Here is a 24,850-nt window from a genome sequence, read left to right on the forward strand (position 1 = left end):
GCTCACACCCAGGCATCATCACGGATGAAGCCATCAGCGTGTCCATGGTCTCAGCACATTCCATTGGCGGCTGCTATCCGCCCAGTGTACCACCGGCAAAACCAGCCGCTGCAGCGTGGCCGCCGCACCTGCTACCGCAAGGGCGGCAAGCGAGCCGCGCGGAACCGCGTCGGCGAGATAGGTGCGCGCCGACTGAAAGCTCATCTGGCCGATCTGCAGCACATCATCGCCGCGCGTGTAGTCGAGTTCCTTGCGGCAGAACTCGTTAAAGGTCTCGACGCGGTGCTTGGCCGCCTCGTCGAAGGTCTTCTTCAGATCGTCCGAGCCGCCCGTATAGGCGTTGGTGATGACGAAGCGCTCTTCGTCGAAACCAGCTTCGGGGCCGACACCGAAGACATGGCGATGGCGCGCCATGATCTGCCGCGCCAGAAGCACATGGGTAAGCGAGCGGCGCGCGCCGGCATGCGGTCCTGGGAACACATTGCTGAACGCCTCCGCGACCATGCCGACGACAGCGGGTACCTGGGTGACATTGGAAATCCAGATCGGCCGCAGTTGATTGCGCAAAAACATCAGGAAGCAGGTCAGGCCGTAAAGGATCCAGCTCAGCCCGCGGCTGCGCTCGTCGGGATCGATCATGACCAGACCGAGGTGCAAGACTTCATAGGGCTTGCCGGCGAGCGATATCTCCATCAGCGCCAGCGCGTTGAAGGCGATCGGCTGCCGGTCGCTGCGCCGGTAGACAATGGTGATGATGGAATGTTCCAGCCGGCTGCGGTCGCCGGAAAACACGCCATAGGTCAGGCTGCCGAACTTCAGTGTCTTGGACGCTACCAGCCGCAGATCGCTGCTCAGCTGCTCCAGTTCGGCAGCCTTCATCCAGCGCCCGGGCCGCTCCACGACGCGCGTCTCGTAGTCGGCGGATACGCGCATGCGCACATCCATGAACCGACCCGGCAGCAGCTGCAGAACCGCCTTGAGCACTATTTTTCCCCTTTGCAAGAACGCCGACCGTATAGTGGCCGCCGTCCACCTAAGACGCGGTAAACCCGAGACGGCAGTTCTTGGTTGTACTCAACAAAGTAAAAGAACAGCTGCCAGCCAGTGCGGGCTCAGCTTTCCGCAGCAACCAGATGGCCGCCGCCGACATCGTTCAGCGCCAGCTTCAGCGGCGCCTCCCCGATCCTGCGGGTGGCGCTCGGTATCTCCTGGTCGAGGCGCGCGAAGCGCGTTCTGCGCTGCGCCGGATCGGGCACCGGCACGGCGTCGATCAGCCGCCTGGTGTAGGGATGGCGCGGGTTGGAAAACACCTGGTCGCGCGTGCCCATCTCGACGATCTGGCCGAGATACATGACGGCAACGCGGTCGGAAATGTTCTCGACCACCGCCATGTCGTGCGAGATGAAGAGATAGGCGACGCCGAATTCGCGCTGCAATTCCTTCAGCAAATCGAGCACACGCGCCTGCACCGAGACGTCGAGCGCGGAGACGCTTTCGTCAGCGATGATCAGTTTTGGTCGTAGCGCCAGCGCTCGGGCGATGCAGACGCGCTGGCGCTGGCCACCGGAGAATTCGTGCGGGTAAAGCTCCATCTGGTCGGCCGACAGGCCGACACGCTCGAACAGCGCCCCCACCCGTTCGCGGCGCTCGTCCTTGGAGGCGATGCCATGGATCACCAGCGGCTCGGCGACGAGCTCGCCGACGCGCATGCGCGGATCGAGCGAAGCGAAGGGATCCTGGAAAATCATCTGGACGTCACGGCGCACCGCCTTGCGCTCGTCGCGGCCAAGACCGGAGAGATTGCGCCCGCCAATGACGATGTCGCCGCTATACGGCGCCAGTCCGGCCAGCGCCTTGGCGGTCGTCGACTTGCCGCAGCCGGATTCGCCGACCAGAGCAAGCGTTTCGTTGGGCGCGATCGAGAAGCTGACGCCCTCGACGGCGTGGACGCGGCGGGTGACCCGGCCAAAGATGCCGCCACGCAGATCGAAGCGGACATGCAGGTCGTTGACCTCGGCGACATTGGCCGGTTTCAAGACGTCAATCGCATCCCTGGATTTCTGTCGACCGACACCACTGCCGATGCGCGGCACGGCAGCCAGCAGTTCGCGCGTATAGTCGGCCTGCGGGCGGGCAAAAATATCCGATGTCGTGCCTTCTTCGACCATGCGGCCGTCGCGCATGACGATGACCCGGTCGGCCATTTCGGCAACCACGCCCATATCGTGGGTGATCAGGATGACGCTGGTGCCATGCTGGCGCTGCAGGTCGCGCAACAGCTCCAGCACTTCGCCTTGCACGGTGACGTCGAGCGCCGTCGTCGGCTCATCGGCGATCAGCACGTCGGGCTCGAGCGCCAGCGCCATGGCGATCATCACCCGCTGGCGCATGCCGCCGGAGAGTTCGTGCGGAAACTGCTTTAGCCGGCTTTCCGCCTCCGAAATGCGCACCGCCTTCAACGCCTCGATCGCGCGCTGGCGGGCTTGCGCCGACGACAGGCTGGTATGCGCTTCGATGGATTCGGTCAGTTGCCGGCCGATCGACAGCACCGGATTGAGCGAGGTCATCGGCTCCTGGAAGATCATGGCGATGCGGTCGCCGCGAATGCGCCGCATCTGGCGTTCGTCGAGGGTTGCTAGGTCGGTGTCGCCCCGATTCCCATCCCGAAGACGGATCATGCCTGACGATATGCGCGCCGCCGGCTGCGGCAAAAGCTGCATGATCGCCAGCGCGGTCATCGACTTGCCGGAGCCGGATTCGCCGGCAATGCAAAGCGTCTCACCGCGCGCCAGCGTCAGCGACAGGTTGGAGACTACATTGCGCTCGCCGTCCTCGCCGCGCACGCTGACGGAGAGGTTGGCGATGGAGAGGACGGGGGTGTCGGCGAGGGTCATTGTGGGTGGAGCCCTGCGACGGATTGGTTCCGTCGCACCATTCGCACAAACCTTGGCGCTGCCCCCCACCCGGACGTCCGGTCCGACCTCCCCACAAGGGGGAGGTAGGGCGGCAGCGCTTTACCCTCCGCCTTGTGGGGAGGGTCGCTGCGAAGCAGCGGGGTGGGGGTGCAGCGCCGACCTGACATCATTCAAACACGCAACGCGGAAAATAGAACGACACCACCCAATTCGGCATGTCGACGATCTCGCTGATGCGCAGATCACCACACACCGAGGCCAGCATATAGGCCTCGACCGGATCAATCTGGTAACGCCCAGCGAGCAGATCGACCATCTGCGCCACCGCCTCCTTCGCGCCCGCCATCAGATCCGGCCCAATCCCCGTCGTCACCTCGTAACCCTTGGCGTCGAGATGGCGCGTCACCGGGCCCGGCGTGGTGAAGCGCGGCGTCTTCAGCCTGGCGTCCTTGACAAGGTCGAGCTTGAGCACGACGTCCATCGGGCTCTCGATCGCCGTGCCGCAGACCTCGCCATCGCCTTGTGCGGCGTGCGTATCGCCGACCGAGAACAGCGCGCCGGCCACCTCAACCGGCAGATAGAGCGTCGTGCCGGCAGCGAGATCGCGGATGTCGAGATTGCCGCCGACCCGCCGTGGCGGCACCACCGAGTGAAGCCCCATCTCAGCCGGCGCATTGCCGATGGTGCCGGCGAACGGCTTCAGTGGCACGCGCGCGTTTTTCCCGAACAGCGCCGGTTCGAGCGCGGCTGCATCGTATTTCCAGATGTTCAGCGCCGGTTCCGTGAAGTCGTCGGCGAGCAGGCCGAAACCCGGAATGTTCGCCGTCCAGCCGAAGCCGGACGGTTTGAACATCTCGATCGTCACCTTGAGCGCGTCACCCGGCTCGGCGCCCTCGACGAAGATCGGCCCGGTCACCGGGTTGACCCCGGCGAAGTCGAGCTTGGCGATTTCGGCAACCGTGCTGTCGGCGTTCAGCTGGCCGCCGGCGGCATCGAGGCACTGGAACTCGATGGTCGCGCCGGGCGCCACCCGCTCGGCCGGGACAAAGGAATTGTCCCAGCCGAAATGGTGGTGGCGCCCATGGATGGTGTAGTCGCAGTTATTGCACATCTTTTACGTACACATTGTCGTAGTTGATCGGGATATGGACCGGGTCGACATAGAGGTTGTCGGCGCCGCCCATGCGCGCGGATTTCATGGTGAAGCGCTGTTCGTTGAAGACCGGCGCCCAGGGCGCGTCTTCCATCACCTTGTCGTAGATGGCGCTCCACATCTTGTCGCGTTCGCCGGCCTTTGCCGGGTCGACCACCGAATCCGCCTCGGCCGCCTTGGCGTCGAGATCCTTGTTGCAATACCACGACCAGTTCCAGCCGCCGGGCACCGCGCCGGCGCAGCCGAGGATCGGGCCGTAGAAATTCGACGGATCGGGGAAGTCGGCGATCCAGGCCATGCCGCCCGACCAGATCATCGGCGCGCCGGCCTTGTCACCGCCGGCGGCGATGACATTGGCCTGCGCCAGCGACTGGATGCTGGCCTTGATGCCGATCGCCGCCAGGTCCTGCTGGATCGCTTGGGCAATGCGTGGGTTGGGATCGGTGTTCATGGCGAACAGCTGCGTGTCGAAACCATCGGCATGACCGGCCTCGGCCAGCAGCGCCTTGGCTTTGGCTACGTCATAGGGATAACCCTTGTAGTCCTTGTCGTAGCCCGGCATCGACGGCGGCAGCGGCTGGTTGGCCGGCACGGCGCGGCCGTTGATGATCTGGATGATTCGCGCCTTGTTGAGCGCCATGTTGACGGCCTGACGCACCTTAACATTGTCGAACGGCGCCATGGTGGTGTTCATGGTGACGTAGCCGGTGTGCAGCTGACCGCCTTCGACGACACGCGCCTTCTGCTCGGGATCGGCCATCACCTCCTGGAACTTGGCCGGCGGAATGCCGTCGCCGGGAACATCGATCTCGCCCTTCTGCAAGCGCAGCAGCGCCACGATCGGCTCCTGGCCGATCTCGAAGGTGATCTTGTCGAGATGCGGCAGGCCCTTGTGCCAATAGTCCGCATTGCGCTCGAAGACGATGCGCTGTCCCAGCGTCCACTCGGCGAGCTTGAAGGCGCCGGTGCCGACCGGATGCTTGCCGAAATCGGCGCCATATTTCTCGACCTCTTCCTTCGGCACGACATGGGCGAAATTGATGGCCATGACATGCAGGAAGGTGGCGTCGGGCCGGGTCAGTTCGAACTTGACCGTGTAGGGGTCGACGACGGTGACACCGGACAGGCCTTCGGCCTTGCCGGCGGCGACATCGTCATAGCCCTTGATCGAGCCGAAGAAGCCGGCGCCGGGGCTCTGCGTCTTCGGATTGGTGACGCGGTCGAGCGAATATTTCACGTCGTCGGCCGTCATCTCGCGGCCATTGTGGAATTTCACGCCATGGCGCAGCTTGAAGGTGAAGGTCTGGCCGTCGGGCGAAATCTCGTAGCTTTCTGCCAGATCGGGCTTCAAATTGGTGGTGCCCGGCTCGTAATCCATCAGCCCATCGAACAGGCTCTTGATCATCGACCAGTTCTGCCAGTCATAGCCGATCGCCGGATCGAGGGTCGCAACATCGTCCTTGTAGGTGATGGTGATGGCGCCGCCTTGCTTGGCGTTGGGATCGACCGTGTCTTCGGCGCGGACGCTTGTCATGCCGAGCATGAGGGCCAAGGCCGATGCCGCGACTGTGGATGCGAGAAACTTTTTCATTGTTGTGTTCCCTTTCTCTGTTTCATTTTCATCTGAGCTTGATGCGGGGATCGATGAACGGCGCGATGATGTCGGCGAGCAGATTGCCGAGCACGATGGCGAAGGCCGAGACCAGCGTGACGCCCATGATGATCGGAATGTCGACGCGCTGGATCGCCTGCCACGCCAGCTGACCGATACCCGGCCAGCCGAACACGCTTTCGACGACGACGATGCCGCCCATGAAGATGCCGATGTCGATGCCGATCATGGCGATGACCGGCAGGATGGCATTCGGCAGTGCGTGGCGGAATATGATGGCGCTGCGCGCCAGGCCCTTGGCCCGCGCCGTGCGGACATAATCCTGGCGCAGGACGTCAATCATCGACGAACGCATCATGCGCGCGTACCAGCCGGCGCCGAGTATGCCCATGGTCAGCGACGGCAGCACCAGATGGCGCCATGTGCCGTAGCCGCCGATCGGAAACCAGCTTAGCCGCACGGCAAAGACGTAGAGCAGCAACAAGCCGACGACGAATTGCGGCGCCGAGACGCCGACGAAGGAGGCCACCATCAGGGTCTGGTCGGTGGCGGAGCCGCGCTTGACGGCGGCGATCAGCCCCATCGAGAGCCCGATCAGCAATTCGCAAAGGATGGCGCCGACCATCAAAAGCAGGCTGGCCGGCAGCCGCGAGACGATGAGTTCGGTGACCTCCGAGCGCTGGATGTAGGAGCGGCCGAGATCGCCGCTGAGTAGCTTCGTCAGATAGTGCCAGTACTGGACCACGAAAGGCTGGTCGAGGCCGAGTTGCTGGCGGATGTTTTCCACCGTCTGCGGCGTGGCACTGCGGCCGGCGATCTGCCGCACCGGGTCGGCCGGCAAGAGGTAGAGCAGCGCAAAAGTGATCAGCGAGACGCCAAGCAGGATGAGCAGCGACTGGATCAGCCGGCGGCCGAGATAGGCGATCATGACCGGCCCCCCATTATTCCCGGCCCCTTTGCGTCGGATCGAGGATGTCGCGCAACGCGTCGCCGATCAGATTGAAGGCCAGCGCCAACGCGAGGATTGCGGCGCCGGGGAAGAACACCAGCCAGGGCGCGGCCTGGAAATAGGTCTGGTTCTCGAAAATGATGTTGCCCCACGACGCGGTCGGCGGCTGCACACCGATGCCGAGGAAGGAAAGCGTCGCCTCGAGCAGAACCGTGGTCGAGATGCCGAGCGTGCCCCAGACGATGATGGTCGGCAGCAGATGCGGCAGGATGTGGCGAAATAGGATGCGCGGCGCACTCGCCCCGATGCTGCGCTCGGCATCGATGAACTCGCGCTCGGCCAGCGATGAGGTCTCGGTGTAGATGACACGCGCCGTCTGCACCCAGTTGACCAGCGCGATGACCATGGCGACGATCCACAGGCTGGGCTGAAACACTGCCGCCAGGCAGATGGCGAGCAGCAGCGCCGGGAACGCCATCATCAGATCGGTGAAGCGCATCAGCGCACTGCCGATCCAGCCGCGGAAATAGCCTGCGGTGACGCCCACCAAAGTGCCGATCAAAAGCGCCACGCCATTGGCGACGATGCCGATGATCAGCGAGGTGCGGGCGCCGTAGAGGATGCGGGTCAAGAGGTCACGTCCGAGCAGGTCGGTGCCGAGCCAATACTGGGCGCTGGGCGGCAGCGGCGAGCCCTCGATGGTCAGGCCGTCGAACATCTGCTCGTTGGGATCGTAGCCGGTCAGCCGGGGCGCCAGCACGGCGCCGGCGACAACAATGGCGACGATGACCAGCCCGAGCAGCGCCAGGCGGCGTTTGACCAGCCGACGCCAGACGCCGGCGCGCGGTTTTGCCGGCATGCGTACCGGGAGATCAGGCGCGATGGGACTGGTCATCGCCGCCTTCCTCATCCGTCATTGCCACGATCCTGCGCGCGGCATCCTCGACGCTGATCTGCCAGCTCATCGCCAGCGATCGCAGTTGTGCATAGGCACGCTCGTCATCGCTGCCTTTCGACAGCGCCGTCACCGCGCGCACAATGGTCTGGCGCTCGGCGACGCGCTGGCGCAGCGACGCTATCTCGCCGGCTAAATGCTTGCGTGCCTCGAAGCTCTGCCTTGCGATCAGCAATGCGCTGTACACACCGGCATTGCCGACCGGCTTCAGCAGCTGCGCATCGGCCTTGTGCGACAGCGCCCATTCGATACGCCCCGGCGCCTCGGAACCGATCAGCGCCACCAGCGGCATCGGCGCCTCACCGGCTTCCCACGGGAACTGCTCGTCGAAACCGAGATCGGCATCGAAGAAGACGAAATCGGCGGCGAGAGCTTCCGGCGGCAATTCCGGCCAGCAATCGATCGTAGCCAGGCCGATGGCCGACAATTGCCTGGTGATGGCCTGCACCGTCGGATGCGGGCGATGCAGGATGAAAGCCCGCGCGCCGCCGAGATTGGGGATGCGCGTCCGCGTCATGACACCACCCTCAGACGCGGACGGCCGAATGTCTTGGCGGGGTCGTAGCGCGACAGATAGGGATCCGGCGCGACCTCATCCTCCTGGCTGACGACCTCGAAGAAGCCATCGGCGATCCGGCCGATGATCACTGGCAGCGTCGCGTGCTGGGAGTGGGCGTCGATGGCGATCGGCCCGAGCCGGGTGGAGAAGCGCCGCTCGGCGAAGGCCTTGGAAAATTCCGCCGGGCCGGCATCAGTGTTGCGCGACAGCACGTCGGCCATCACCTGCACCGAGGCATAGGCGGAGGCCTCGAAGGACGAAGCGAAGGCAGCCGGCCGGGGCGCGAAATAGGGCCCGACCGACAGATGCCCTTTCCCTGTCTCGCCGATCGCCGGCAACTCGCCTTCCGTGAGGTTGCAGGAGATGACGGGGCAGTTTTCCGGCCTGAATGCCGCATCCTCATCGCCCAACTCGCGGTAAGCCGCCAGGAAGGCATACGACGAGGTGCCGATCAGATTGTTGAGGATGAAGCTCGGCCTCGTCGCCCGGATTTCCGCGATCAACCGCGACACGTCGGTCTCGCCGATGCGCAGATAGCGCTCGCCCAGCACTTTGCCGCCGGCATCCGCGATCAGGTCGCGCGCCACGCGGTTCATCTCCCAGCCCCAAATGTAGTTCGAGCCGAGCAGGAAGCCGTTGGCGCCGAAACGCGGCACGACATGCGCCATCAGCGGAACCAGATGCTGGTTGGGGCAGGCGTGCATGTAGACGACATGCTCGTTGGCCTCGAACCCTTCATAGGGGCAGGCATACCAGAGCATGCCGCCGGCCTTCTCCAGCACCGGGATGGTTTCCTTGCGGCTCCACGAGGTGACGCAACCGACGACATGGCGCGCGCTGCTGGTCCTGAAAATGTCCTCGCACAAAGTCGCGTAGCGATCGGCATTACTTTGCGGATCGCGCTCGACCGGAACCAGTTCGATGCCATAGCTCCGATCGGCATTGATGTCGGCGATGGCGCGCGTGGCGCCCATCCGGCACGCATCGGAGACCAACTGGTAGCTGCCCGAGCGGGAATACAGGATGCCGATCTCGATACGCCGTTTCAAACCGATCCTCAGAAATGACAATGCCCCGCAGCCAGCGCCGGAGGGCGAGGCATACGAGGCATATTTGCCGCCCGGCGACCAAGGCCGGTATTTTGCGCTAGCGTATTCGGTCCGGCGGGTCAGTCAAGCGGGAAAGTACGTGGTCATGGGATCGGCCTTGTCCGGCTGCTTCTAGTTCCGCAGCGTGAACATCAAAGGCGCCACGACAGCCGTACCGGCCTTCTCAGGCGGTGGCGCGGGCACCGTCGCACCCTGCAGAATGCCGAGCGCGGCGCGATCGAGATCGGCGTCCCCCGAAGATCGGGTCAGCCGGACGGAGGTCACCTTGCCCGAAGCGCTGACGACGAAGGTCACATTTGCGGTACCCACGGCGCGCCGCGACCTTGCCGCGCTCGGGTAGCGCTTGTGCCGATTGATCCATCCGATCAGCTGGGAGTTCCATTTGCTTGCACTGACTGATGATCCACTCGATTGCGAAGCTTTCGGCGCCGACGCCTTCGCCGCTGCCTTTTGATCGACACTGGCGGTCACGACCGCTTTCGCCGGCGCGGCCTTTTCCTTCTTCTCTTTCTTTGCTTTCGGCTTGGGTTTTTCGGCAGCCTTCTTCGCCTTCTCGATCGGCTTGGTCTCCGCCGGCTTGGTCTCCGCCGGCTTGGTCTGGGGCGGCGGAATGACCACATCCGGCGCTATGGTCGGGACGATGTCGGGCACCACCTCATCCAGCGGCGGCGATTGATCGGGCTGCTCGGCCGCTGCCGTCTCGATCGGAGCGGCGGGTTGAACCGCTTCCGTCTTCTCGGCGACCGGCCCCGGCTGACCGGGCTCGGGCTCCACGACGGGCTTCAGTTCGGCAACCGCCTCCTCGATCTGGTTCGGCGGCTCGGGCGTCACCACGTCGGCCATCGAGTCCTCCTGCACCGCCGGCGCCACCATCATCGGCGACAGCTCGATAGCCACAGCCGGCGGCGGGCCGCCATCGGCCATGTTGGCCAGGCTGAAGCTCTGGACGGCATAGGCGATCGCGACATGCGCGCCGACAATGACAATGGCCGCAGCCGCCCACAAACCGATCTCGCGCAGGCCGGCGCGTGGCGGGTCGGCCGCGGGTGCGGCGGCGGCCAGTTGCGTCACGGGGCGGCGCCCCGGTGCGCCGCGGATGCGTCCGCCGGCACCGTCTCCAGCCCCACCAGCGCGATCTTCAGATAACCGGCGCCGCGCAGCAGGTTCATCACCTCCATCAGCTCGCCATAACCGACCGCCTTGTCGGCACGCAGGAAGATGCGGGTCTGCTTGTCGCCCTTGGTTCTGCCGTCGAGCACCGCGGCGAAAGCCTGGCGCGGCACGCTGTCATTGCCGATCGCGAGCGTCAGATCGTCCTTCAGGGTCAGGAACAGCGGCGTTTCCGGCCGGGGTGCTGGCGTCGCCGTCGAACCCGGCAGATCGACATTGACGTCGACTGTCGCCAAGGGTGCAGCGACCATGAAGATGATCAGCAGCACCAGGATGACATCGATGAACGGGGTGACATTGATCTCGTGGTTTTCCTCGAGATCGCCATCGATAGCCTCGCGAATTCTAGCCGCCATAGCCCATCACTCCGCCGCCAGCGCGGGCGCCTGCGGCACCGTGCGGAAATCGAGATCGCGGCTGACCAGCCGCTCGACCCCGGCCGAGGCATCGGCAAGGAGCTGCCGGTAGCCGGCTATCGACCGCGCAAAGACGTTGTAGATGACCACCGCGGGAATGGCCGCGACCAGGCCCATCGCCGTGGCGAGCAGCGCCTCGGCGATGCCGGGCGCGACGACCGCGAGGTTGGTGGTCTGCGCCTGCGAGATGCCGATGAAGGCGTTCATGATGCCCCAGACGGTGCCGAACAAGCCCACGAAGGGCGCCGTCGAGCCGATCGTCGCCAGCACGCCGGTGCCGCGCGACATGCGCCGCGCCGCCGCCGCTTCGATGCGCGACAGGCGCGACGTCACGCGTTCCTTCAGCCCGTCGCCGGTGACATGGCCGAGCGCACCGGCCGAAAGGGCAGTCTCTTCCTCGGCTGCCCGCACCAAAAGCGCACCGGGGCCGCCACTGTTGCCAAGCGAGCGCCCGGCCTGGCGCAGTGTGGCGGCATTGCCGATGGCGCGCGCAGCGCGCCGGGCGCCGAGCTTGCCGAAGAGAATCTCCAGCGATTTGGCCAGCCACACCGTCCAGGTGACGAGCGAGGCGAAGGCCAACCCGATCATCACCGCCTTGACGATGATGTCGGCGGCCATGAACATGCCCCAGGGCGACAGATCGTGCGGCAGCGTCAGCGATATTGCCGAAGCCTCGGCCTGCGCGGATGCACCGGGCTGGGTTGCCGGCTGTGGCGCGGTCGGCGCCGCCTGCCCGGCAGTTGGCGGAGCCGGCGGGACAGGCGCAGCCGGTGCGGGCTGTTCGACTACAGTTGGCGCCGACTGGAGAGCTGCAGCGGGTTCCGTCGTCACCCTGGGCTGCGTGTTTGGCCGCTCTTGCGCAGCAGCGCTGCCGGCCGACAGCATGACCGCAGCCAGCGCCGCCAACAAACCATTTCTGGACACGCTTCGTCCTCGCTTCGTCATTGCAAACCGATCGGCTGGCCGGTGACGGGATGCGGGAACACCCCGATCTCGACCCCGAAAACTCCAGCCACGGATTCTGGCTTCTCTCAAATGCGGCACAGCCGCTGGAAAACAATTCAGGCGGCCGAGTGCCCCTGCTTGACTATAAAACATGAGTTTAGGAGTCAACAAACAAGATGGCTTTTTGGCCGACGATTGTGGGCGCGATGTCTCAACGGCACATCGTCCTGGCATCGGTCTACCTGGTGTCGTCGCACCGAGGGATGGACGGCCGCAGGGTTGCTGGGCCACGATACCGGGCAGCAATTGAGCAGGCTGCGATGATCAAGGCGATACCATTCGATTTCCCCTATGACGGCCGGCTGGTGCCGGCAAACACCGCGCTGCTGGTCATCGACCTGCAGGAGGATTTCCTCTCGCCGACCGGCTATTTCGCCAGGAAGGGTTATGACCCCGCGCCGCTGCGCGCCATCCTGCCTACGGTCAACCGACTGATATCAGCGGCACGTTCGGCCGGCCTCACCATCATTCACACCAGGCTGGGATATCGCGGCGACATGGCCGACATGACGCCGTACGAGAGATGGCGCCGCAAGCGGGCGGGTCTCGAAGGCACCGACGTGCTGCTGCGCTCCGGCCCCGGCTTTCAGATCGTCGCCGAGATCGACGTCGCGCCGCACGACATCATCGTCGACAAGACCTGCAACAGCGCCTTCACCTATACGGATCTGGAGCTTGTGCTGCGCGCACGCGGCATCACCCATCTGATCTTTTCCGGCTGCACGACCGATGTCTGCGTGCACACGACGCTGCGCGAGGCCTGCGACCGCAATTTCCAGTGCCTGACCATCGCCGATGCCTGCGCCAGTGGCGACCAATACGCGCATGACGCGGCGCTGCATATGGTGACGGTGGAGGACGGGGTATTTGGTACGCTGACGGAATCTGACGCGGTGCTGGAGGCGCTGGCAGTGCTGAGTGGTGATTAGACGCTGGCGGGACAGCCCCCCTCTGCCCTGCCGGGCAGAGGGGGGTGTGAAGGAACGCTACGAAATAGCTTTCATTCCACCCGCAAATTCACCCTGCGTGAATATCCGACCCGCCCCGCGAGGCAAACGCGCCGGGCTGCGGCACCTCCGCCTCCCGGCGTGCCAGCGAGTTGCGCAAGAGCGCGATCGTCTCGCGGCCGACGCTGGCGATCTCGCGCGGCCGGTCGACACCGACGATCATGAACTCGCTGATGCCCAGCGCCGCATAGGGCAGCAGCGACAGGGCGATCTGCGCCGGTGGTCCGGAAAGTTCGACCGCCTTGTGGCCGACGGTAGAGGCGCCACCCTCCGAGCGGACCCGGACCGGAAGCGCAAAACGCAGCTTGCCGGCGCGGCCATGCTCGGCGGCGGCGCAGCGCGCCCGTTCCATCAGCTGGCGGATCTCGTCGAGCGAACCAGCCGTGAGTTCAAACACGTCGGCATGGCGGCCGGCGACCTTGAGCGCGGTGCCGGACTGGCCACCCATGCGGATGATCACGTCGACGCCATGCGGCCCCTTGCGCGGCACATAGCCACCCTTGATGCTGTAGAATGCACCTTCATGGTCGAAGGGCCGGTCGTTCGACCACAGCCGCTTCAGCAGCACCAGATATTCGTCGATGCGCTGCCAGACCACGGTGTGGCCGACCGGACGCATCTCGGCATCGTCGTCATCCAGCGGCTCGCTCAGCATCCTCAGCGCCAGCCGGCCGCCGCTCCTGGCGTCGAGCGCCGCCAGTTGCCGCGCCGCAACGGCTGGCGCGATCACGCCGGCCCAGTGCGTCAGCACCACTTCCAGCGACGAGGTGCGGTCCAGCGCCTGGGCGGCGATGTCCATATTGGTCAACAGCCCGGCCGGGTCGTCGACGACGATGTTCTGGAAGCCGGAATCCTCGATCAGCGACAGCTTGGTCGCCGTCTCGACGAAATCATAGAAGAACGGTACGGCCGAACCGGCATCGGCGGCGTGCGTTTTACCGGGAACATGCGTGAACTCGATCGGCATTGCCATCTCCTCCATCACGTTGGATGTATGTCGCCCAAAAGTGGCCCGGTTTTGAGACGACGACATGCGTAAAAACAAGCATCAGCGCCAAAGCGCGTCCGCGTTCGGTTCATCAACTCCGGTCACTCACTGAAAGCGCTAGGTCGCCACCCTTTCGGCCTGATCGGTCAGGGAATCAAGCCGAGCACGACTGCCCCGGTGAACACGAACGCAAGGGCAAAGACGAGATAGGCGAAAGCGCCGGCATAGGCCGGGCGGAAAGCCTGGCTATTGGCCAGCCTCTGGCTGGTGCGGTCCGTCTCGGCGTTCTGGATATAGGACATATCGACCTCCGTCTTGCGGATTAATCTATAAAATCAGTAGACTTTGTCGAGTGCTATTTTTTGGAGATATGTAGAATGATTTTCTCAGTATTCCTTATTATTTGGTTTGGCATTGCTGGGAGACCCCTGTTGGAGACAAGCGAGCGACAAGCTTGGCCGACGTCTGCATAGGCGATAGCATCGCCATTCCGGCGTAAATGCGGATTATTTCGATCGGGAACGGGGAACAGAACATGGGCACAAGACTAGCCGGCAAGATTGCAATCATCTCGGGCGGCGCGACCGGAATGGGCGGAGCGGCCTCGGAATTGTTCGCCGCCGAAGGCGCCAAGGTGGCGATCATCGACCGCAATGGCGAGGCGGCGGCAGCCACTGCGGCGGCGATACGCGCGCGGGGACATATCGCCGAACACTGGGTGGCCGACGTCTCGGACGAGGCGCAGGTCGAGGCCGCAGTGAAGGCGGCGACTGCCAGGCTCGGCCCGGCCACGGTGTTGTTCAACCATGCCGGCACCATCGTGATAAAGCCGTTCCTGGAGACGACGGTGCAGGAATGGGACTGGCTGCATGCGGTCAATGTCCGCTCGATGTTCCTGATGACGCGCGCCGTGTTGCCGGGCATGATCGCTGCCGGTGGCGGTTCGATCGTCTGCACCTCGTCGATCTCGGCTGTGGCGGCCACACCCATGGAGGTGCTCTACGACACCACCAAGGGCGCCTGCCACATGTTCGCGCGCGCCATCGCAGTCGAATTCCGCGACCGCAACATACGCTGCAACGCCGTCTGTCCCGGCTTCATCCGCACGCCGCACGGCCTGCGCGAGGTCGCCGATCTCGGCAAGCTCGGCGTCGACGTGTCGGACGCCGCATTGGCCGCACAGCAGGGCCGCATCGGTGAGCCGGAGGAAGTGGCCAAGGCAGCGCTGTACCTCGCCAGCGATGAGTCCAGCTTCGTTAACGGGACGCATCTGTTTGTCGATAATGGTTTTACGGCGATGTGAGTATCCCAGGCTTGGCGCCCTTCCTCTCCCCCGTCGATCGGGGGAGAGGAAGGGCGCCAAGTCCTACTCGCCTTACCGCTCTTCTCGTCGAAACGGCTTCAGCAGCGCCGACGGCGCAACCGCGTTGCGTGACATCACGGCCATCGCGACGATGGTGAAAATGAACGGCAGCATCAAGAACGTCTCATAGGGAATATGCCCGAGGCCGCTCGCCTGCATGCGCAATTGTAGCGCATCGACGAAGGCGAACAGCAGCGCCGCGCCCGCAGAGCGCCACGGGTCCCAGCGGCCGAACACGACCAGCGCGATCGCCACCCAGCCACGGCCCGACACGACACCAAAGGTGAAGGCGTTGAACTGTGCCATGGTGAGGAAGGCGCCCGCAAGCCCCATCAGCGCACCGCCGAGGATGACCGCCTGGAAGCGCGTGGCGATGACGCTGACCCCAGCGGAATCAGCGGCGCGCGGGTTCTCGCCGACCATCCGCACCGACAGCCCCCAAGGCGTGCGGTAGAGCACGAAAGCAGCGAGCGGGATGGCAATGATTGCCAAGTAGACCAGCGCAAACTGGTTGAAAACCGCTGACCCCAGAACCGGAATATCCGACAGCAGCGGGATCGGCACCGTCTGAAAACCCTTGATGCTGGGCGGCACCGATTGCTGGCCGAAGGTCAGACGGTAGAGGAAATAGGCAAGGCCGGACGAGAACAAAGTAACGCCGATGCCGCAGACATGCTGGCTGAGGCCGAGCGCCACGGTGAACAGCGCATGCAGCGCACTCATCGCCATGCCGGTCAACACCGCGGCCAGCACGCCGAGCCACAGGCTGCCGCTGAGGCTGGCGGCGGTGAAGCCGGTCATCGCGCAGAGCAGCATGATGCCTTCGATACCGAGATTGAGCACGCCGGCCCGCTCGGAGAACATCTCGCCCAGCGTGGCAAATGCCAGCGGCGTGGCGATGCGGATAATGGCGGCGAGGAAGCCGACCTGAAAGATCTGTTCGAACACCGCGCTCATAAGGCGGCACCGACGCGGCGGATGCGATAGGCCGTGAACAGCAGCGCCACCAGCATGGCGAGCAGCGCCGTGCCCTGGATGACATCGCTGAGGAACGCCGGCACGCCGGTGGCGCGCGACATCGCTTCGGCGCCGGTCATCACGGCGGCCAGGAAGATCGCCGCCGGTACGACGCCGAGCGGATTGAGCCTGGCCAGCATGGCAACGACGATGCCGGAATAGCCATAGCCCGGCGAAATGTCGCTCATCACCTGGAAATGCACGCCGCCGACCTCGCCGACGCCGGCAAGCCCGGCCAGCGCGCCCGACAGCAGCGCCGTCGAGATCAGCACCCGCTCGACATGTATGCCGCCATAGCGGGCGGCTTCCGGGCTTTCGCCGGTGACCCTGATCCGGAAGCCGAGCGTGGTGCGCACGATCAGGAACCAGATCAACGGGGCCGCGATCAACGCGGCGATGACACCCAGATGCAGCCTTGTGCCTTCGAGCAGCACCGGGAAATTCGCCGAATCCTCGATCGGCGGCGAGATCGGATAGCCGCTGAACGAGTCCTTCCACGGCCCCTCGATCAGCGTCATCAGCGCATAGTAGATGACCGAGTTGAGCAGCAGCGAGCTGACGACGTCATCCACCTTGAATTTGACCCTGAGCGTCGCGGGCACCAGCGCTACCGCGGCACCGGCAGCAGCGCCCGCCAGCGCCATCGACAGGATCGCCAGCGCGCCCGGCATTGGGATGGCGCCGACGAAGCAGCTGGCCACGGCGCCGGCCAGCAATTGGCCCTCGGCGCCGATGTTCCAGAATTTGGCCCGGAAGGCGACGGCCACAGCCAGCCCGGTGAAGATCATCGGGGCGGCGCGCACCAGCGTTTCGGTGATGGCATAGCTGTCGCCGAACGAGGCCGACAGCATCACGCCATAGGCCTCAAGCACGCCGGCGCCTGCCAGCGCGATGAGGCCGCTGCACAGGACCAGCGCTGCGCCGATGGCCAGCAGCGGCAAAGCGAGATTGAACCAGGCGGGGGTGGAACTGCGGGCTTCGAGGCGGAACATCAGCTATGCCCCTCCGCCGCCCAGACGGTCGCGCCGCCCTTCATCCGCCTGCCGGCACCTTCTCCCCGAATAGACACGGGGAGAAGGGATCCGGGCCCTATGCAACTCCCCTCTTGCAGCTGTGGTGATTGGCGAAACCATGGGTGAGAGCCCCTCTCCCCGTCTCTATACGGGGAGAGGATGCCGGCAGGCAGGTGAGGGGCAGCGCTGACGCTTAAAGTCAGCCAAAAGCGGGCAGTATTATTTGAGGTTTCTGCGAGGAACCGAGTGAGAAAGTCCATCTAGGCTCTGCCCTCCGCCCCGGTCATCAGCAGCCCAAGCCGCGCGATGGTCGCATCGGCGCTGTCCAGCGTGCCGGCGATGCGGCCCTCATACATCACCGCGATGCGGTCGCAGAGCACCAGCAGCTCTTCGAGATCCTCGCCGATGACGATGATCCCGCAGCCCTTGGCACGCATGTCGAGGAATTTTTCGTGGATGAAGCGGGCGGCACCGATGTCGAGGCCGCGCGTCGGCTGCGAGACGATCAGCACCTTCGGGTCGAAAGCCAGTTCGCGCGCCAGCAGCGCCTTCTGCAGATTGCCGCCCGACAGCGCGCCGGCGCGGGTCATCGGCCCGGGGCACCTGATGTCATAGGCCTTGATCTGTTCTTCGGCGAAGGCGCGGATCGCATCTGGCTTGAGCAGGCCCCGGCTGCTGAAAGCCGCAGTACCAATGCGCGGCAACACCATGGAATCGGCGAGCGGCAGATTGGTGACCAGCCCGGTCGTCATACGGTCTTCCGGGATGCGGCCAAGGCCGAGCGCCTGCACCTCGCGCGGGGAGAACCGCGTCACAGGTTTGCCGGCTATCGTCATCACGCCGGCGTCGGGCGCGCGCGTGCCGGAAATCACCTCGGCCAGTGCCCGCTGGCCATTGCCGGAGACCCCGGCAATGCCGAGGATTTCGCCCGCGCGAACGGCAAGCGATACATCGCGCAGCGGCGTCCCCGAATGCCGTGAGGTGGAAATACCGTCGAGCGTCAGCACCGCCGCGCCTGGGGTCGAAGGTCCTCTTGCCGGCGGCACGATCTCATGGCCGCACATCAGCTGCGCCATTTCTGCCGATGTCGTGTTCGCCGGATCGTCGACACGGCCGGCGACGCGGCCGTGCCGCAACACGGTGCAGCGATGGGTGAGCGCCCGCACCTCGTTCAATTTATGCGAGATGAAGATGATGCCGAGCCCCTGCGCCGCCATCGAGCGCAGCGCCGAAAACAGCCCGTCGACCTCGCTCGGCGCCAACACCGCCGTCGGCTCGTCGAGGATCAACAGCCTGGCGCCGCGAAACAGCGCCTTGACGATTTCGAGCCGCTGCTGCTCGCCGACCGACAGCGCGGAGACAGGCAGGTTGGGGTCCAGCGTCAGCCCATGCTGACGGCTGATGTCGGACAACCGGGCAAGTCCGCCGGCGCGGTCGATGCGGCCGGATTTGCCGGGAATGCCAATCAGAAGGTTTTCCAGGACCGTCAGCCTTGGCGCCAAATGAAAATGCTGGTGCACCATGCCGATGCCGGCGGCCAGCGCATCGGCCGAACTGGTGATCCGCACGGTCTTGCCCTGGATAAGAATTTCGCCGGCATCGGGCGCATAGGCGCCGAACAGCACATTCATCAGCGTCGTCTTGCCGGCGCCGTTTTCGCCCAGCAGGCCGAGGATCTCACCTGGGGCGACGCTTAGATCGACAGCCTCATTCGCCTTGACGGCGCCGAAGCTCTTGGTGATGCCGCGCATTTCGATGAGAGGGGCGGACAATGGTGCTCCTGCGGAGATACCCCTCCCCCTCGAGGGGAGGGTGCCGAGCGAAGCGAGGCGGGTGGGGTCACCTCAACTGCCTCAACCCATGACTTAGCAGGATGGAGCACTTCGCGGAGGACCCCACCCGGCCCTGCGGGCCACCCTCCCCTCAAGGGGGAGGGTACGCCGAGCTAATCCGAAACCGGCGTGTTCTCATCCACATCCACCCGGAAATTGCCTTCCAGGATCTCGGCCTTCTTCTTCTCGACCAGATCCTTCACATCCGCCGGCAGCGTCTTGTCGAATTTATGGTAGGGCGCCAGGAACGACCCGCCCTTGGCCATGCGCGAGAAATCGCCATAATCCTGCGCGGTGAAGACACCGGCCTTGACCAGCTTGATCGCCTGCTCGACCGTCGGATACATGTCCCAGACCGGCCCGGTTATGACCGTGTCGGGGCCGAGGCTCGACTGGTCGGACATGTTGGAGATGGCGAGGATCTTCTTGTCCACCGCCGCCTCGATGACGCCGAAGCGCTCGGCATAGATGACATCGACGCCGGCATCGATCTGGGCGACCGCCGCTTCCTTGGCCTTGGGCGGATCGAAGAACGAGCCAATGAAGGCGACCTTCTTCTTGATGTTGGGATTGACCTCCTTGGCGCCGGCAAAGAAGGCGTTGACCAGCCGGTTCACTTCCGGAATGCCCATGGCCGCCACCGCGCCGATCGTGCCCGACTTCGACATCTTGCCGGCGATCATGCCGGACAGATAGGCCGGCTCGTGGATCCAGTTGTCGAAGACGCCGAAATTGGGCTCGGCCGGGCCGGCGCCCGAGCCGAACAGCCATGCCGTCTTCGGGAACTGCTTTGCCGTGCGGCGCGATTCACGCTCGGCGGCGAAGGCGTCGCCCAGCACCAGCTGATACCCGCCTTGCGCATATTCGCGCATGACGCGGCTGAAATCGGCGGTCTGCACCTTTTCCGACCATTTGTATTCGATGCCGAGTTCCTTCTCGGCCTTCTGCAGCGCGACGTGGATCTGGTTGTCCCACGGCTCCTCGATCGGCGTGGCGAAGATCGCCGCCACCTTCAGCTTCTTGTCCTTGGCGAAGGCTGCACCCGGCAGCATGGCTGCGGCCAGGCCAAGTGCGCCGAGTTCCAGCACGTCGCGCCGCGACAGGCCGGTCGATTGCGATTTGTTTTTCCGGTTTTCCATCTAGTGCCCCTCTGTTTGACAGCCGTGTCGAGCCGGCTGTTCCGAAATCAGACGCGGAACTATGGAACGGGTGCGGACTTTTGTCCACATGGTCAAATTTGGCGGTGTCGCTGGCAGGAGCCGGCGCTAGCGTACCGCCTTCTCGCCACCGGCTACGGTGATGACGCCGACGATGATCAGCCCGGTCAGCAACAGCCGAACGCCGGCACTGACGCCGAACGTGTTGAGCATGGTCAGAAGCAGCACCAGGAACAGCGCCGCGCCCCAGACACCGGGAACATTGGCCTTGCCGCCGGCGACCGAGGTGCCGCCGATGACGACGACGGCGATCGAGGCCAGCAGGTACTCGTTGCCGATATCGACATTGGCGCCGCGGAAATAGCCGGCGAGCAGCGCCCCGTCCATGCCGCCGAGCGCGCCCGACAGCGTGTAAGTGAGGAAGCGGGTGCGGCCGACATTGACGCCGGCAAGCCACGCGGCGCGGATGTTCTGGCCGATCGCCAGCACCGAGCGGCCATAGATCATGCGCTGCAAGGCGATGGCCGCACCGATGGTGAACAATACGGTAAGGATCGCCAGCACTGGAATGCCCAGGATTTGCCAGTTGGCAAAATCGGCAAAGCCGGGCGGCGGCTTGATCTGCAGGCCACGCCCATAGCTGATGTCGATCGACTGGATGATGAAGCTGGCCGACAGAGTGGCGATGATCGGCGGGATCCTCAGCGCCCAGATCAGGAGATAGTTGACGGCACCGATGGCAGCGCCGCAGGCGAGCGCGGCGAGCAGCCCGACCACGATCATGGAATCGCTGCCGCCCATGACCTTCATGGCGACGGCACTGGCGAGCCCGATATTGGCCGGCAGCGACAGGTCGACATTGCCTGGCCCGAGCGTGATGACGAACATTTGGCCGACTCCGACGATGACGGTGAACACCGCCAGCGACAGTGCCGCCGTGACCATGCCGCCGCCACCATAGCCGCCGGTGAAAGCGATGGTCGCCAGCCAGACGAACATCGCGCCGATGAACGACCAGATCCAGGGTTTGGCGGCCAGCGATTTCACAAATGTCATCGCTATCTCTCCCTGCGACTGATCAGGACGCGGGCTGCCAGCACGATGATCAGGATGGCGCCGTTGGCGGCGACCTGCCAATCCGGCGGAATGTGCATGAAGGTGAGCAGAGGCGATGCCGCCAGCGCCAGTGTCAGCGCGCCGAGCACGGTGCCGATCGGCGACACCCGGCCGCCGACGAACTCGCCGCCGCCGAGAATGACGCCGGCGATCGCCAGCAGCGTGTAGCCATTGCCGATATTGGCGTCGGCCGAGGTGGTGATGCCGATCAGCGCCATGCCGGACAGAACGCCGAATAGGCCGGTCAGCGCAAACAGCACGATCTTGGTTCGAAGCAGCGACCAGCCAGCGCGCCTGAGCGCCGCCGGATTGCCGCCGGATCCCCGCAGGATGACGCCATAGGAGGTGCGCATCAGCCCAAAATGCACCACCGCTGCGATCGCCAGCGCGGCGATGATAGGGAACGGAATGAAGGGCGGCTTGAAGGCCATCAGCGACAAGAGCCAGTCCGGCGCCTTGCCACCGGGCTTGGGCAGCACCAGAATGGCAAGCCCCTGCCAGACGAAGCTCATGCCCAGCGTCACCACGATCGACGGCAGATTGCGCAGATGGATCAGTGCGCCGAGCAGCGCATAAACGCCTATGGAGCCGAGCAGGATGATCACGCCGAGCAGCGGCGCGTCCTTCAGCCAGGTCGCGGTGACGCAGCCGACAAAGCCGACAAAGGTGCCGATCGACAGATCGAGCTCATTGCCGGCGATGACGAACATCTGGGCGATCGTCGCCAGCGCGATCGGAATAGCGAGGTTCAACATCAGGCTGAAGCCGAAATAGCTGATGGCGCGTGGGTTGAGCCAGGCGATGGCGATAACCACCAGCGCCAGCGACAGCGCCGGCAACAGGCTGCGCAGCAGGCGCGCGCGGGCCGCGCTGCTGCGCGGCGAGGACGTAGGGCCGGGAGCGACTGCCGTCATCTCAGGCCGCGTCGCCGAATGAGGACTGGATGATCTTTTCCTCGGTCAGCTCGTCGCGCGTGAGATTGGCGACGATGCGGCCGTTCTTGAAGACATGGATGTGGTCGCAATTGTCGAGCTCTTCGGTCTCGGTGGTGTACCAGAGGAAGGTCCGGCCCTTGGCCGCCTCCTCGCGCACGAGATCGTAGACCTCGAGCTTGGTGCCGATGTCCACGCCGCGCATCGGATCGTCCATCAGCACGATCTGCGCATCGGAACCCAGTGCGCGGGCAAACAGCGCCTTCTGCTGGTTGCCGCCGGACAGCGAGAAGATGTTGTTGGTCATGTCAGGCGTGCGGATGCCGATCTTCTGCTTCCAGAACTCGGCAAGCTCGGCCTCGCGCTGCGGCGAGATCAGCAACCCTTTGCGCAGCCGCGCCAGCGAGCGGATGCCGATGTTTTCGGCAATAGACCATTGCGGGAAAATGCCGTCCGATTGGCGGTCTCCGGCCACCAGCGCCACCGGGGCGGTCACCTCGATATCAAGCCTTCTACGCGTCGCGGCGGCAAAGATCGCCAGCAACAGGTCGGTCTGGCCATGGCCGGCAAGCCCGGCAAGCCCGATGATCTCGCCGGCGCGAGCGACAAGCTCCTTGCCGTCCTGCTGCCGCTCGGGCCGCGCCCGCACCCTGAGCGGGCCCGCCGCCGGCCTGGCGGCGATCTCCGCCGCGATCTTCTCGCGCGCTTCCGCGCCGCCCATGGTGGCCACCAGCCGGTCGCGGTCGAACGCTTTTGCAACGTCCGTGGCGACCACCTTGCCGTCGCGCATGACCACGATGCGGTCGGCATTCTGCAGCACCTCGCCCAGCACATGCGAGATCAGGATGCAGCTGCCCCCGGTGGCTACGAAACGGCGCACGAAGGCAAGCAGCTGGCCCGCAGTATGCGCATCCAGCGAAGAGGTCGGCTCGTCGAGAATGACCAAGTCGAGCGGATCGCGCGTCACCGTGAAGGCGCGCGCCACCTCGACCATCTGCCGCCGGCCGATGGAGAGATCGCCGGCAATGTCGTCTGCCGAGATGCCGTGATCCGGAAAGATTTCGTCCAGCTTGGCGGCAATGAGAGCAGCCGCCTTGCGTCGCCAGCCGAAGCCGGTGAGCGCCGGATGGTTGATGCGCGTATTCTCCGCGATACTGAGGTTAGGGCAGAGCGACAGTTCCTGGAACACGCAGCGTATGCCGAGTTTCAGCGCGCGCGCCACCGAGTAGTCGGTTTCGGCATTGCCACGCACCGCGATCTCACCGCCATCGGGCTGCAGCGTACCGGCCACCATATGCATCAGCGTCGATTTGCCGGCTCCGTTGTGGCCGACCAGCCCGACGCATTCGCCTGATACAACATGGAAGTCGACGCCGTTAAGCGCCCGAACGGCGCCGAAATGTTTTTCGGCGCCGTTCAGCCTGATGATGTCCAAATGGGCGGCGCCGAAATGTTTTTCGGCGCCGGCCAGTCTGATGATGTCCGTATTGGCCTCAGGCATGCTCAACGATATCCGGTCGGTCATGCCGCTGGCAATGAATGCAATGCATCACTTGATATTGGCTTTGATCGCCGCGATTGCGTCTTCCTGGCTGTATTCGTGGGTGGCGACGCCGCCCTCCTTGATTTTCGGCAGCTCGGTCTCGAAATTGTCCTGGGTAAAGGCGAGATACGGCACCAAAAGGTCATGCGGAATGTCGGTGCGGCCGTCGAGCACCTGCTGCGCCACCCAGAAGGCCAGCGACGACACGCCGGGCGCGATCGAGGCCGACCAGGTCTGGTAGCCATCCTTGTCCTTCTGCTCCTTCCACCATTTCAGCTCGTCCTGGCGGTTGCCCATGATGATGGTCGGACGCGGCTTGCCTGCGGCGGCAAAGGCTTGTGCCGCGCCATAACCGTCACCGCCCTGGTCGACGATGCCGACGATGTCGGGCAACGAAGGCAGGATCGTCGCGACCGCCTTCTGCGCCGTCGTCTGGTCCCAGTCGCCGGTCACCGAACCGACGATCTTGAACTCGGGATGGGCGGCGACGCCTTCGAGGATGCCGGCATGGATGGCATCGTCGATCGAGGTGCCGGCAAGGCCGCGGATTTCCAGCAAATTGCCGCCCTTGGGCTGGAACTTGGCCATCTGCTCGACTTCCTGCTTGCCCATGTCCTTGAAGTCGACGACGACGCGGTAGGCGCAAGGTTCGGTGACCGTCCCGTCGAAGGAGACGACGACGATGCCGGCATCGCAGGCCTGCTTGATGGCGCCGTTCAGCGCATCCGGCGATGCGGCATTGATGACGATGGCGTCATAACCCTGCAGGATCAGGTTCTGCACCTGGGCAGCCTGGGTCGGCACTTCCTTGTCGGCGGTGGTGAAGATGTCGGCGGCGCCGACGATCTTATCCTCCACCGCCTTCTTGGTGACGATGCCGTAGCTGTCGAGCATCGCCTGGCGCCACGAATTGCCGGCGTAATTGTTGGAGAAGGCGATCTTCTTGCCGCTGGTGTCGGCAAGCGCCGTGCCCGAGGCGAGCATCGCCGCCAGAGCGCTCAGGACGAGCAGTTTCTTCATGTCATAATCCTCCCATGGA

The 24,850-nt window shown here is 64.6% G+C and carries 23 protein-coding genes; 2 read left to right on the plus strand and 21 right to left on the minus strand.

What is annotated here, in order from left to right; genetic code table 11:
• Nucleotides 1-33: 33 nt before the first annotated feature.
• The 11 genes from AC3CCE_RS10845 to exbB all read right to left on the minus strand — a co-directional run bounded on the left by AC3CCE_RS10845 (nucleotide 34) and on the right by exbB (nucleotide 11,762).
• Complete coding sequence (locus AC3CCE_RS10845; RefSeq protein WP_352626012.1) at nucleotides 34-984, minus strand: hypothetical protein; 951 nt, start codon at nucleotides 982-984, stop codon at nucleotides 34-36.
• A 128-nt stretch (nucleotides 985-1,112) separates the two neighbouring features.
• Entirely contained in the window at nucleotides 1,113-2,894 is a 1,782-nt protein-coding gene (locus AC3CCE_RS10850) for an ABC transporter ATP-binding protein (RefSeq protein ID WP_023698727.1), read from the minus strand.
• 187 nt (nucleotides 2,895-3,081) lie between these two features.
• Nucleotides 3,082-4,026: an acetamidase/formamidase family protein gene (locus AC3CCE_RS10855; protein ID WP_023700176.1), complete on the minus strand. Its 945-nt coding sequence runs from the start codon at nucleotides 4,024-4,026 to the stop codon at nucleotides 3,082-3,084.
• A complete protein-coding gene (locus tag AC3CCE_RS10860; protein ID WP_460221783.1) occupies nucleotides 4,016-5,611 on the minus strand; it encodes an ABC transporter substrate-binding protein in 1,596 nt (531 codons plus the stop codon). The genes AC3CCE_RS10855 and AC3CCE_RS10860 overlap by 11 nt, the downstream gene beginning before the upstream one ends.
• A 76-nt stretch (nucleotides 5,612-5,687) precedes the next feature.
• Nucleotides 5,688-6,608 carry an ABC transporter permease gene (locus tag AC3CCE_RS10865; protein ID WP_023693234.1) on the minus strand — a complete coding sequence of 307 codons (921 nt, stop codon included), beginning with the start codon at nucleotides 6,606-6,608 and terminating at the stop codon, nucleotides 5,688-5,690.
• A gap of 13 nt (nucleotides 6,609-6,621) precedes the next feature.
• Entirely contained in the window at nucleotides 6,622-7,524 is a 903-nt protein-coding gene (locus AC3CCE_RS10870; protein WP_023693235.1) for an ABC transporter permease, read from the minus strand.
• A complete protein-coding gene (locus AC3CCE_RS10875) occupies nucleotides 7,502-8,101 on the minus strand; it encodes an ANTAR domain-containing response regulator (RefSeq protein ID WP_023693236.1) in 600 nt (199 codons plus the stop codon). Before AC3CCE_RS10875 ends, AC3CCE_RS10870 begins: the two co-directional genes overlap by 23 nt.
• Entirely contained in the window at nucleotides 8,098-9,192 is a 1,095-nt protein-coding gene (locus AC3CCE_RS10880; RefSeq protein ID WP_023693237.1) for a transporter substrate-binding protein, read from the minus strand. The genes AC3CCE_RS10875 and AC3CCE_RS10880 overlap by 4 nt, the downstream gene beginning before the upstream one ends.
• A gap of 171 nt (nucleotides 9,193-9,363) precedes the next feature.
• Nucleotides 9,364-10,323: an energy transducer TonB family protein gene (locus tag AC3CCE_RS10885; protein WP_023713408.1), complete on the minus strand. Its 960-nt coding sequence runs from the start codon at nucleotides 10,321-10,323 to the stop codon at nucleotides 9,364-9,366.
• A complete protein-coding gene (gene exbD, locus AC3CCE_RS10890; RefSeq protein WP_023710186.1) occupies nucleotides 10,320-10,778 on the minus strand; it encodes a TonB system transport protein ExbD in 459 nt (152 codons plus the stop codon). The genes AC3CCE_RS10885 and exbD overlap by 4 nt, the downstream gene beginning before the upstream one ends.
• Before the next feature lie 6 nt (nucleotides 10,779-10,784).
• On the minus strand, nucleotides 10,785-11,762 hold the full coding sequence (gene exbB, locus AC3CCE_RS10895; protein ID WP_352626013.1) for a tonB-system energizer ExbB: 978 nt from the start codon (nucleotides 11,760-11,762) through the stop codon (nucleotides 10,785-10,787).
• Between the two features lie 341 nt (nucleotides 11,763-12,103).
• Between exbB and AC3CCE_RS10900 the strand changes: the two genes are divergently transcribed.
• Entirely contained in the window at nucleotides 12,104-12,772 is a 669-nt protein-coding gene (locus AC3CCE_RS10900) for a cysteine hydrolase family protein (RefSeq protein WP_352626014.1), read from the plus strand.
• Between the two features lie 88 nt (nucleotides 12,773-12,860).
• On the opposite strand, the gene AC3CCE_RS10905 is transcribed toward AC3CCE_RS10900, so the two are convergent.
• Nucleotides 12,861-13,817, minus strand: coding sequence for an LLM class flavin-dependent oxidoreductase (locus AC3CCE_RS10905; RefSeq protein ID WP_352626015.1), 957 nt, complete (start codon nucleotides 13,815-13,817; stop codon nucleotides 12,861-12,863).
• Nucleotides 13,818-13,984: 167 nt separating this feature from the next.
• A complete protein-coding gene (locus AC3CCE_RS10910; protein WP_023670454.1) occupies nucleotides 13,985-14,140 on the minus strand; it encodes a hypothetical protein in 156 nt (51 codons plus the stop codon).
• 233 nt (nucleotides 14,141-14,373) lie between these two features.
• On the opposite strand from AC3CCE_RS10910, the gene AC3CCE_RS10915 reads away from it, so the two are divergent.
• Nucleotides 14,374-15,141: an SDR family NAD(P)-dependent oxidoreductase gene (locus tag AC3CCE_RS10915; protein ID WP_023686096.1), complete on the plus strand. Its 768-nt coding sequence runs from the start codon at nucleotides 14,374-14,376 to the stop codon at nucleotides 15,139-15,141.
• A 72-nt stretch (nucleotides 15,142-15,213) separates the two neighbouring features.
• Here AC3CCE_RS10915 and AC3CCE_RS10920 read toward each other — a convergent pair whose 3' ends face one another.
• From AC3CCE_RS10920 to AC3CCE_RS10955, 8 genes are all read right to left on the minus strand, one after another.
• On the minus strand, nucleotides 15,214-16,158 hold the full coding sequence (locus AC3CCE_RS10920; protein ID WP_023694455.1) for an ABC transporter permease: 945 nt from the start codon (nucleotides 16,156-16,158) through the stop codon (nucleotides 15,214-15,216).
• A complete protein-coding gene (locus AC3CCE_RS10925) occupies nucleotides 16,155-17,210 on the minus strand; it encodes an ABC transporter permease (RefSeq protein WP_352626016.1) in 1,056 nt (351 codons plus the stop codon). Before AC3CCE_RS10925 ends, AC3CCE_RS10920 begins: the two co-directional genes overlap by 4 nt.
• 281 nt (nucleotides 17,211-17,491) lie before the next feature.
• Nucleotides 17,492-19,003, minus strand: coding sequence for an ABC transporter ATP-binding protein (locus AC3CCE_RS10930; RefSeq protein WP_352626017.1), 1,512 nt, complete (start codon nucleotides 19,001-19,003; stop codon nucleotides 17,492-17,494).
• A 173-nt stretch (nucleotides 19,004-19,176) separates the two neighbouring features.
• Entirely contained in the window at nucleotides 19,177-20,202 is a 1,026-nt protein-coding gene (locus AC3CCE_RS10935; RefSeq protein WP_023670460.1) for a BMP family protein, read from the minus strand.
• Between the two features lie 126 nt (nucleotides 20,203-20,328).
• Nucleotides 20,329-21,276: an ABC transporter permease gene (locus AC3CCE_RS10940; RefSeq protein WP_352597689.1), complete on the minus strand. Its 948-nt coding sequence runs from the start codon at nucleotides 21,274-21,276 to the stop codon at nucleotides 20,329-20,331.
• A gap of 2 nt (nucleotides 21,277-21,278) precedes the next feature.
• Entirely contained in the window at nucleotides 21,279-22,250 is a 972-nt protein-coding gene (locus AC3CCE_RS10945) for an ABC transporter permease (RefSeq protein WP_352626018.1), read from the minus strand.
• 1 nt (nucleotide 22,251) lies between these two features.
• Nucleotides 22,252-23,769, minus strand: coding sequence for a sugar ABC transporter ATP-binding protein (locus AC3CCE_RS10950; protein ID WP_352626019.1), 1,518 nt, complete (start codon nucleotides 23,767-23,769; stop codon nucleotides 22,252-22,254).
• Between the two features lie 48 nt (nucleotides 23,770-23,817).
• Complete coding sequence (locus tag AC3CCE_RS10955; protein WP_023683930.1) at nucleotides 23,818-24,831, minus strand: ABC transporter substrate-binding protein; 1,014 nt, start codon at nucleotides 24,829-24,831, stop codon at nucleotides 23,818-23,820.
• Nucleotides 24,832-24,850: the final 19 nt, after the last annotated feature.

The organism is Mesorhizobium sp. P160187 (assembly GCF_057766425.1).

Excerpts from the sequence above, each read along its gene's own strand:
- AC3CCE_RS10935 (WP_023670460.1), bottom strand. The coding sequence starts at position 20,202 with ATGGAAAACCGGAAAAACAAATCGCAATCGACCGGCCTGTCGCGGCGC.
- exbD (WP_023710186.1), bottom strand. The coding sequence starts at position 10,778 with ATGGCGGCTAGAATTCGCGAGGCTATCGATGGCGATCTCGAGGAAAAC.
- AC3CCE_RS10875 (WP_023693236.1), bottom strand. The coding sequence starts at position 8,101 with ATGACGCGGACGCGCATCCCCAATCTCGGCGGCGCGCGGGCTTTCATC.
- AC3CCE_RS10950 (WP_352626019.1), bottom strand. The coding sequence starts at position 23,769 with ATGCCTGAGGCCAATACGGACATCATCAGACTGGCCGGCGCCGAAAAA.
- AC3CCE_RS10855 (WP_023700176.1), bottom strand. The coding sequence starts at position 4,026 with ATGTGCAATAACTGCGACTACACCATCCATGGGCGCCACCACCATTTC.
- AC3CCE_RS10860 (WP_460221783.1), bottom strand. The coding sequence starts at position 5,611 with ATGCTCGGCATGACAAGCGTCCGCGCCGAAGACACGGTCGATCCCAAC.
- AC3CCE_RS10870 (WP_023693235.1), bottom strand. The coding sequence starts at position 7,524 with ATGACCAGTCCCATCGCGCCTGATCTCCCGGTACGCATGCCGGCAAAA.
- AC3CCE_RS10865 (WP_023693234.1), bottom strand. The coding sequence starts at position 6,608 with ATGATCGCCTATCTCGGCCGCCGGCTGATCCAGTCGCTGCTCATCCTG.
- AC3CCE_RS10900 (WP_352626014.1), top strand. The coding sequence starts at position 12,104 with ATGATCAAGGCGATACCATTCGATTTCCCCTATGACGGCCGGCTGGTG.
- AC3CCE_RS10910 (WP_023670454.1), bottom strand. The coding sequence starts at position 14,140 with ATGTCCTATATCCAGAACGCCGAGACGGACCGCACCAGCCAGAGGCTG.
- AC3CCE_RS10915 (WP_023686096.1), top strand. The coding sequence starts at position 14,374 with ATGGGCACAAGACTAGCCGGCAAGATTGCAATCATCTCGGGCGGCGCG.
- AC3CCE_RS10955 (WP_023683930.1), bottom strand. The coding sequence starts at position 24,831 with ATGAAGAAACTGCTCGTCCTGAGCGCTCTGGCGGCGATGCTCGCCTCG.
- AC3CCE_RS10905 (WP_352626015.1), bottom strand. The coding sequence starts at position 13,817 with ATGCCGATCGAGTTCACGCATGTTCCCGGTAAAACGCACGCCGCCGAT.
- AC3CCE_RS10925 (WP_352626016.1), bottom strand. The coding sequence starts at position 17,210 with ATGTTCCGCCTCGAAGCCCGCAGTTCCACCCCCGCCTGGTTCAATCTC.
- AC3CCE_RS10945 (WP_352626018.1), bottom strand. The coding sequence starts at position 22,250 with ATGACGGCAGTCGCTCCCGGCCCTACGTCCTCGCCGCGCAGCAGCGCG.
- AC3CCE_RS10850 (WP_023698727.1), bottom strand. The coding sequence starts at position 2,894 with ATGACCCTCGCCGACACCCCCGTCCTCTCCATCGCCAACCTCTCCGTC.
- AC3CCE_RS10940 (WP_352597689.1), bottom strand. The coding sequence starts at position 21,276 with ATGACATTTGTGAAATCGCTGGCCGCCAAACCCTGGATCTGGTCGTTC.
- AC3CCE_RS10920 (WP_023694455.1), bottom strand. The coding sequence starts at position 16,158 with ATGAGCGCGGTGTTCGAACAGATCTTTCAGGTCGGCTTCCTCGCCGCC.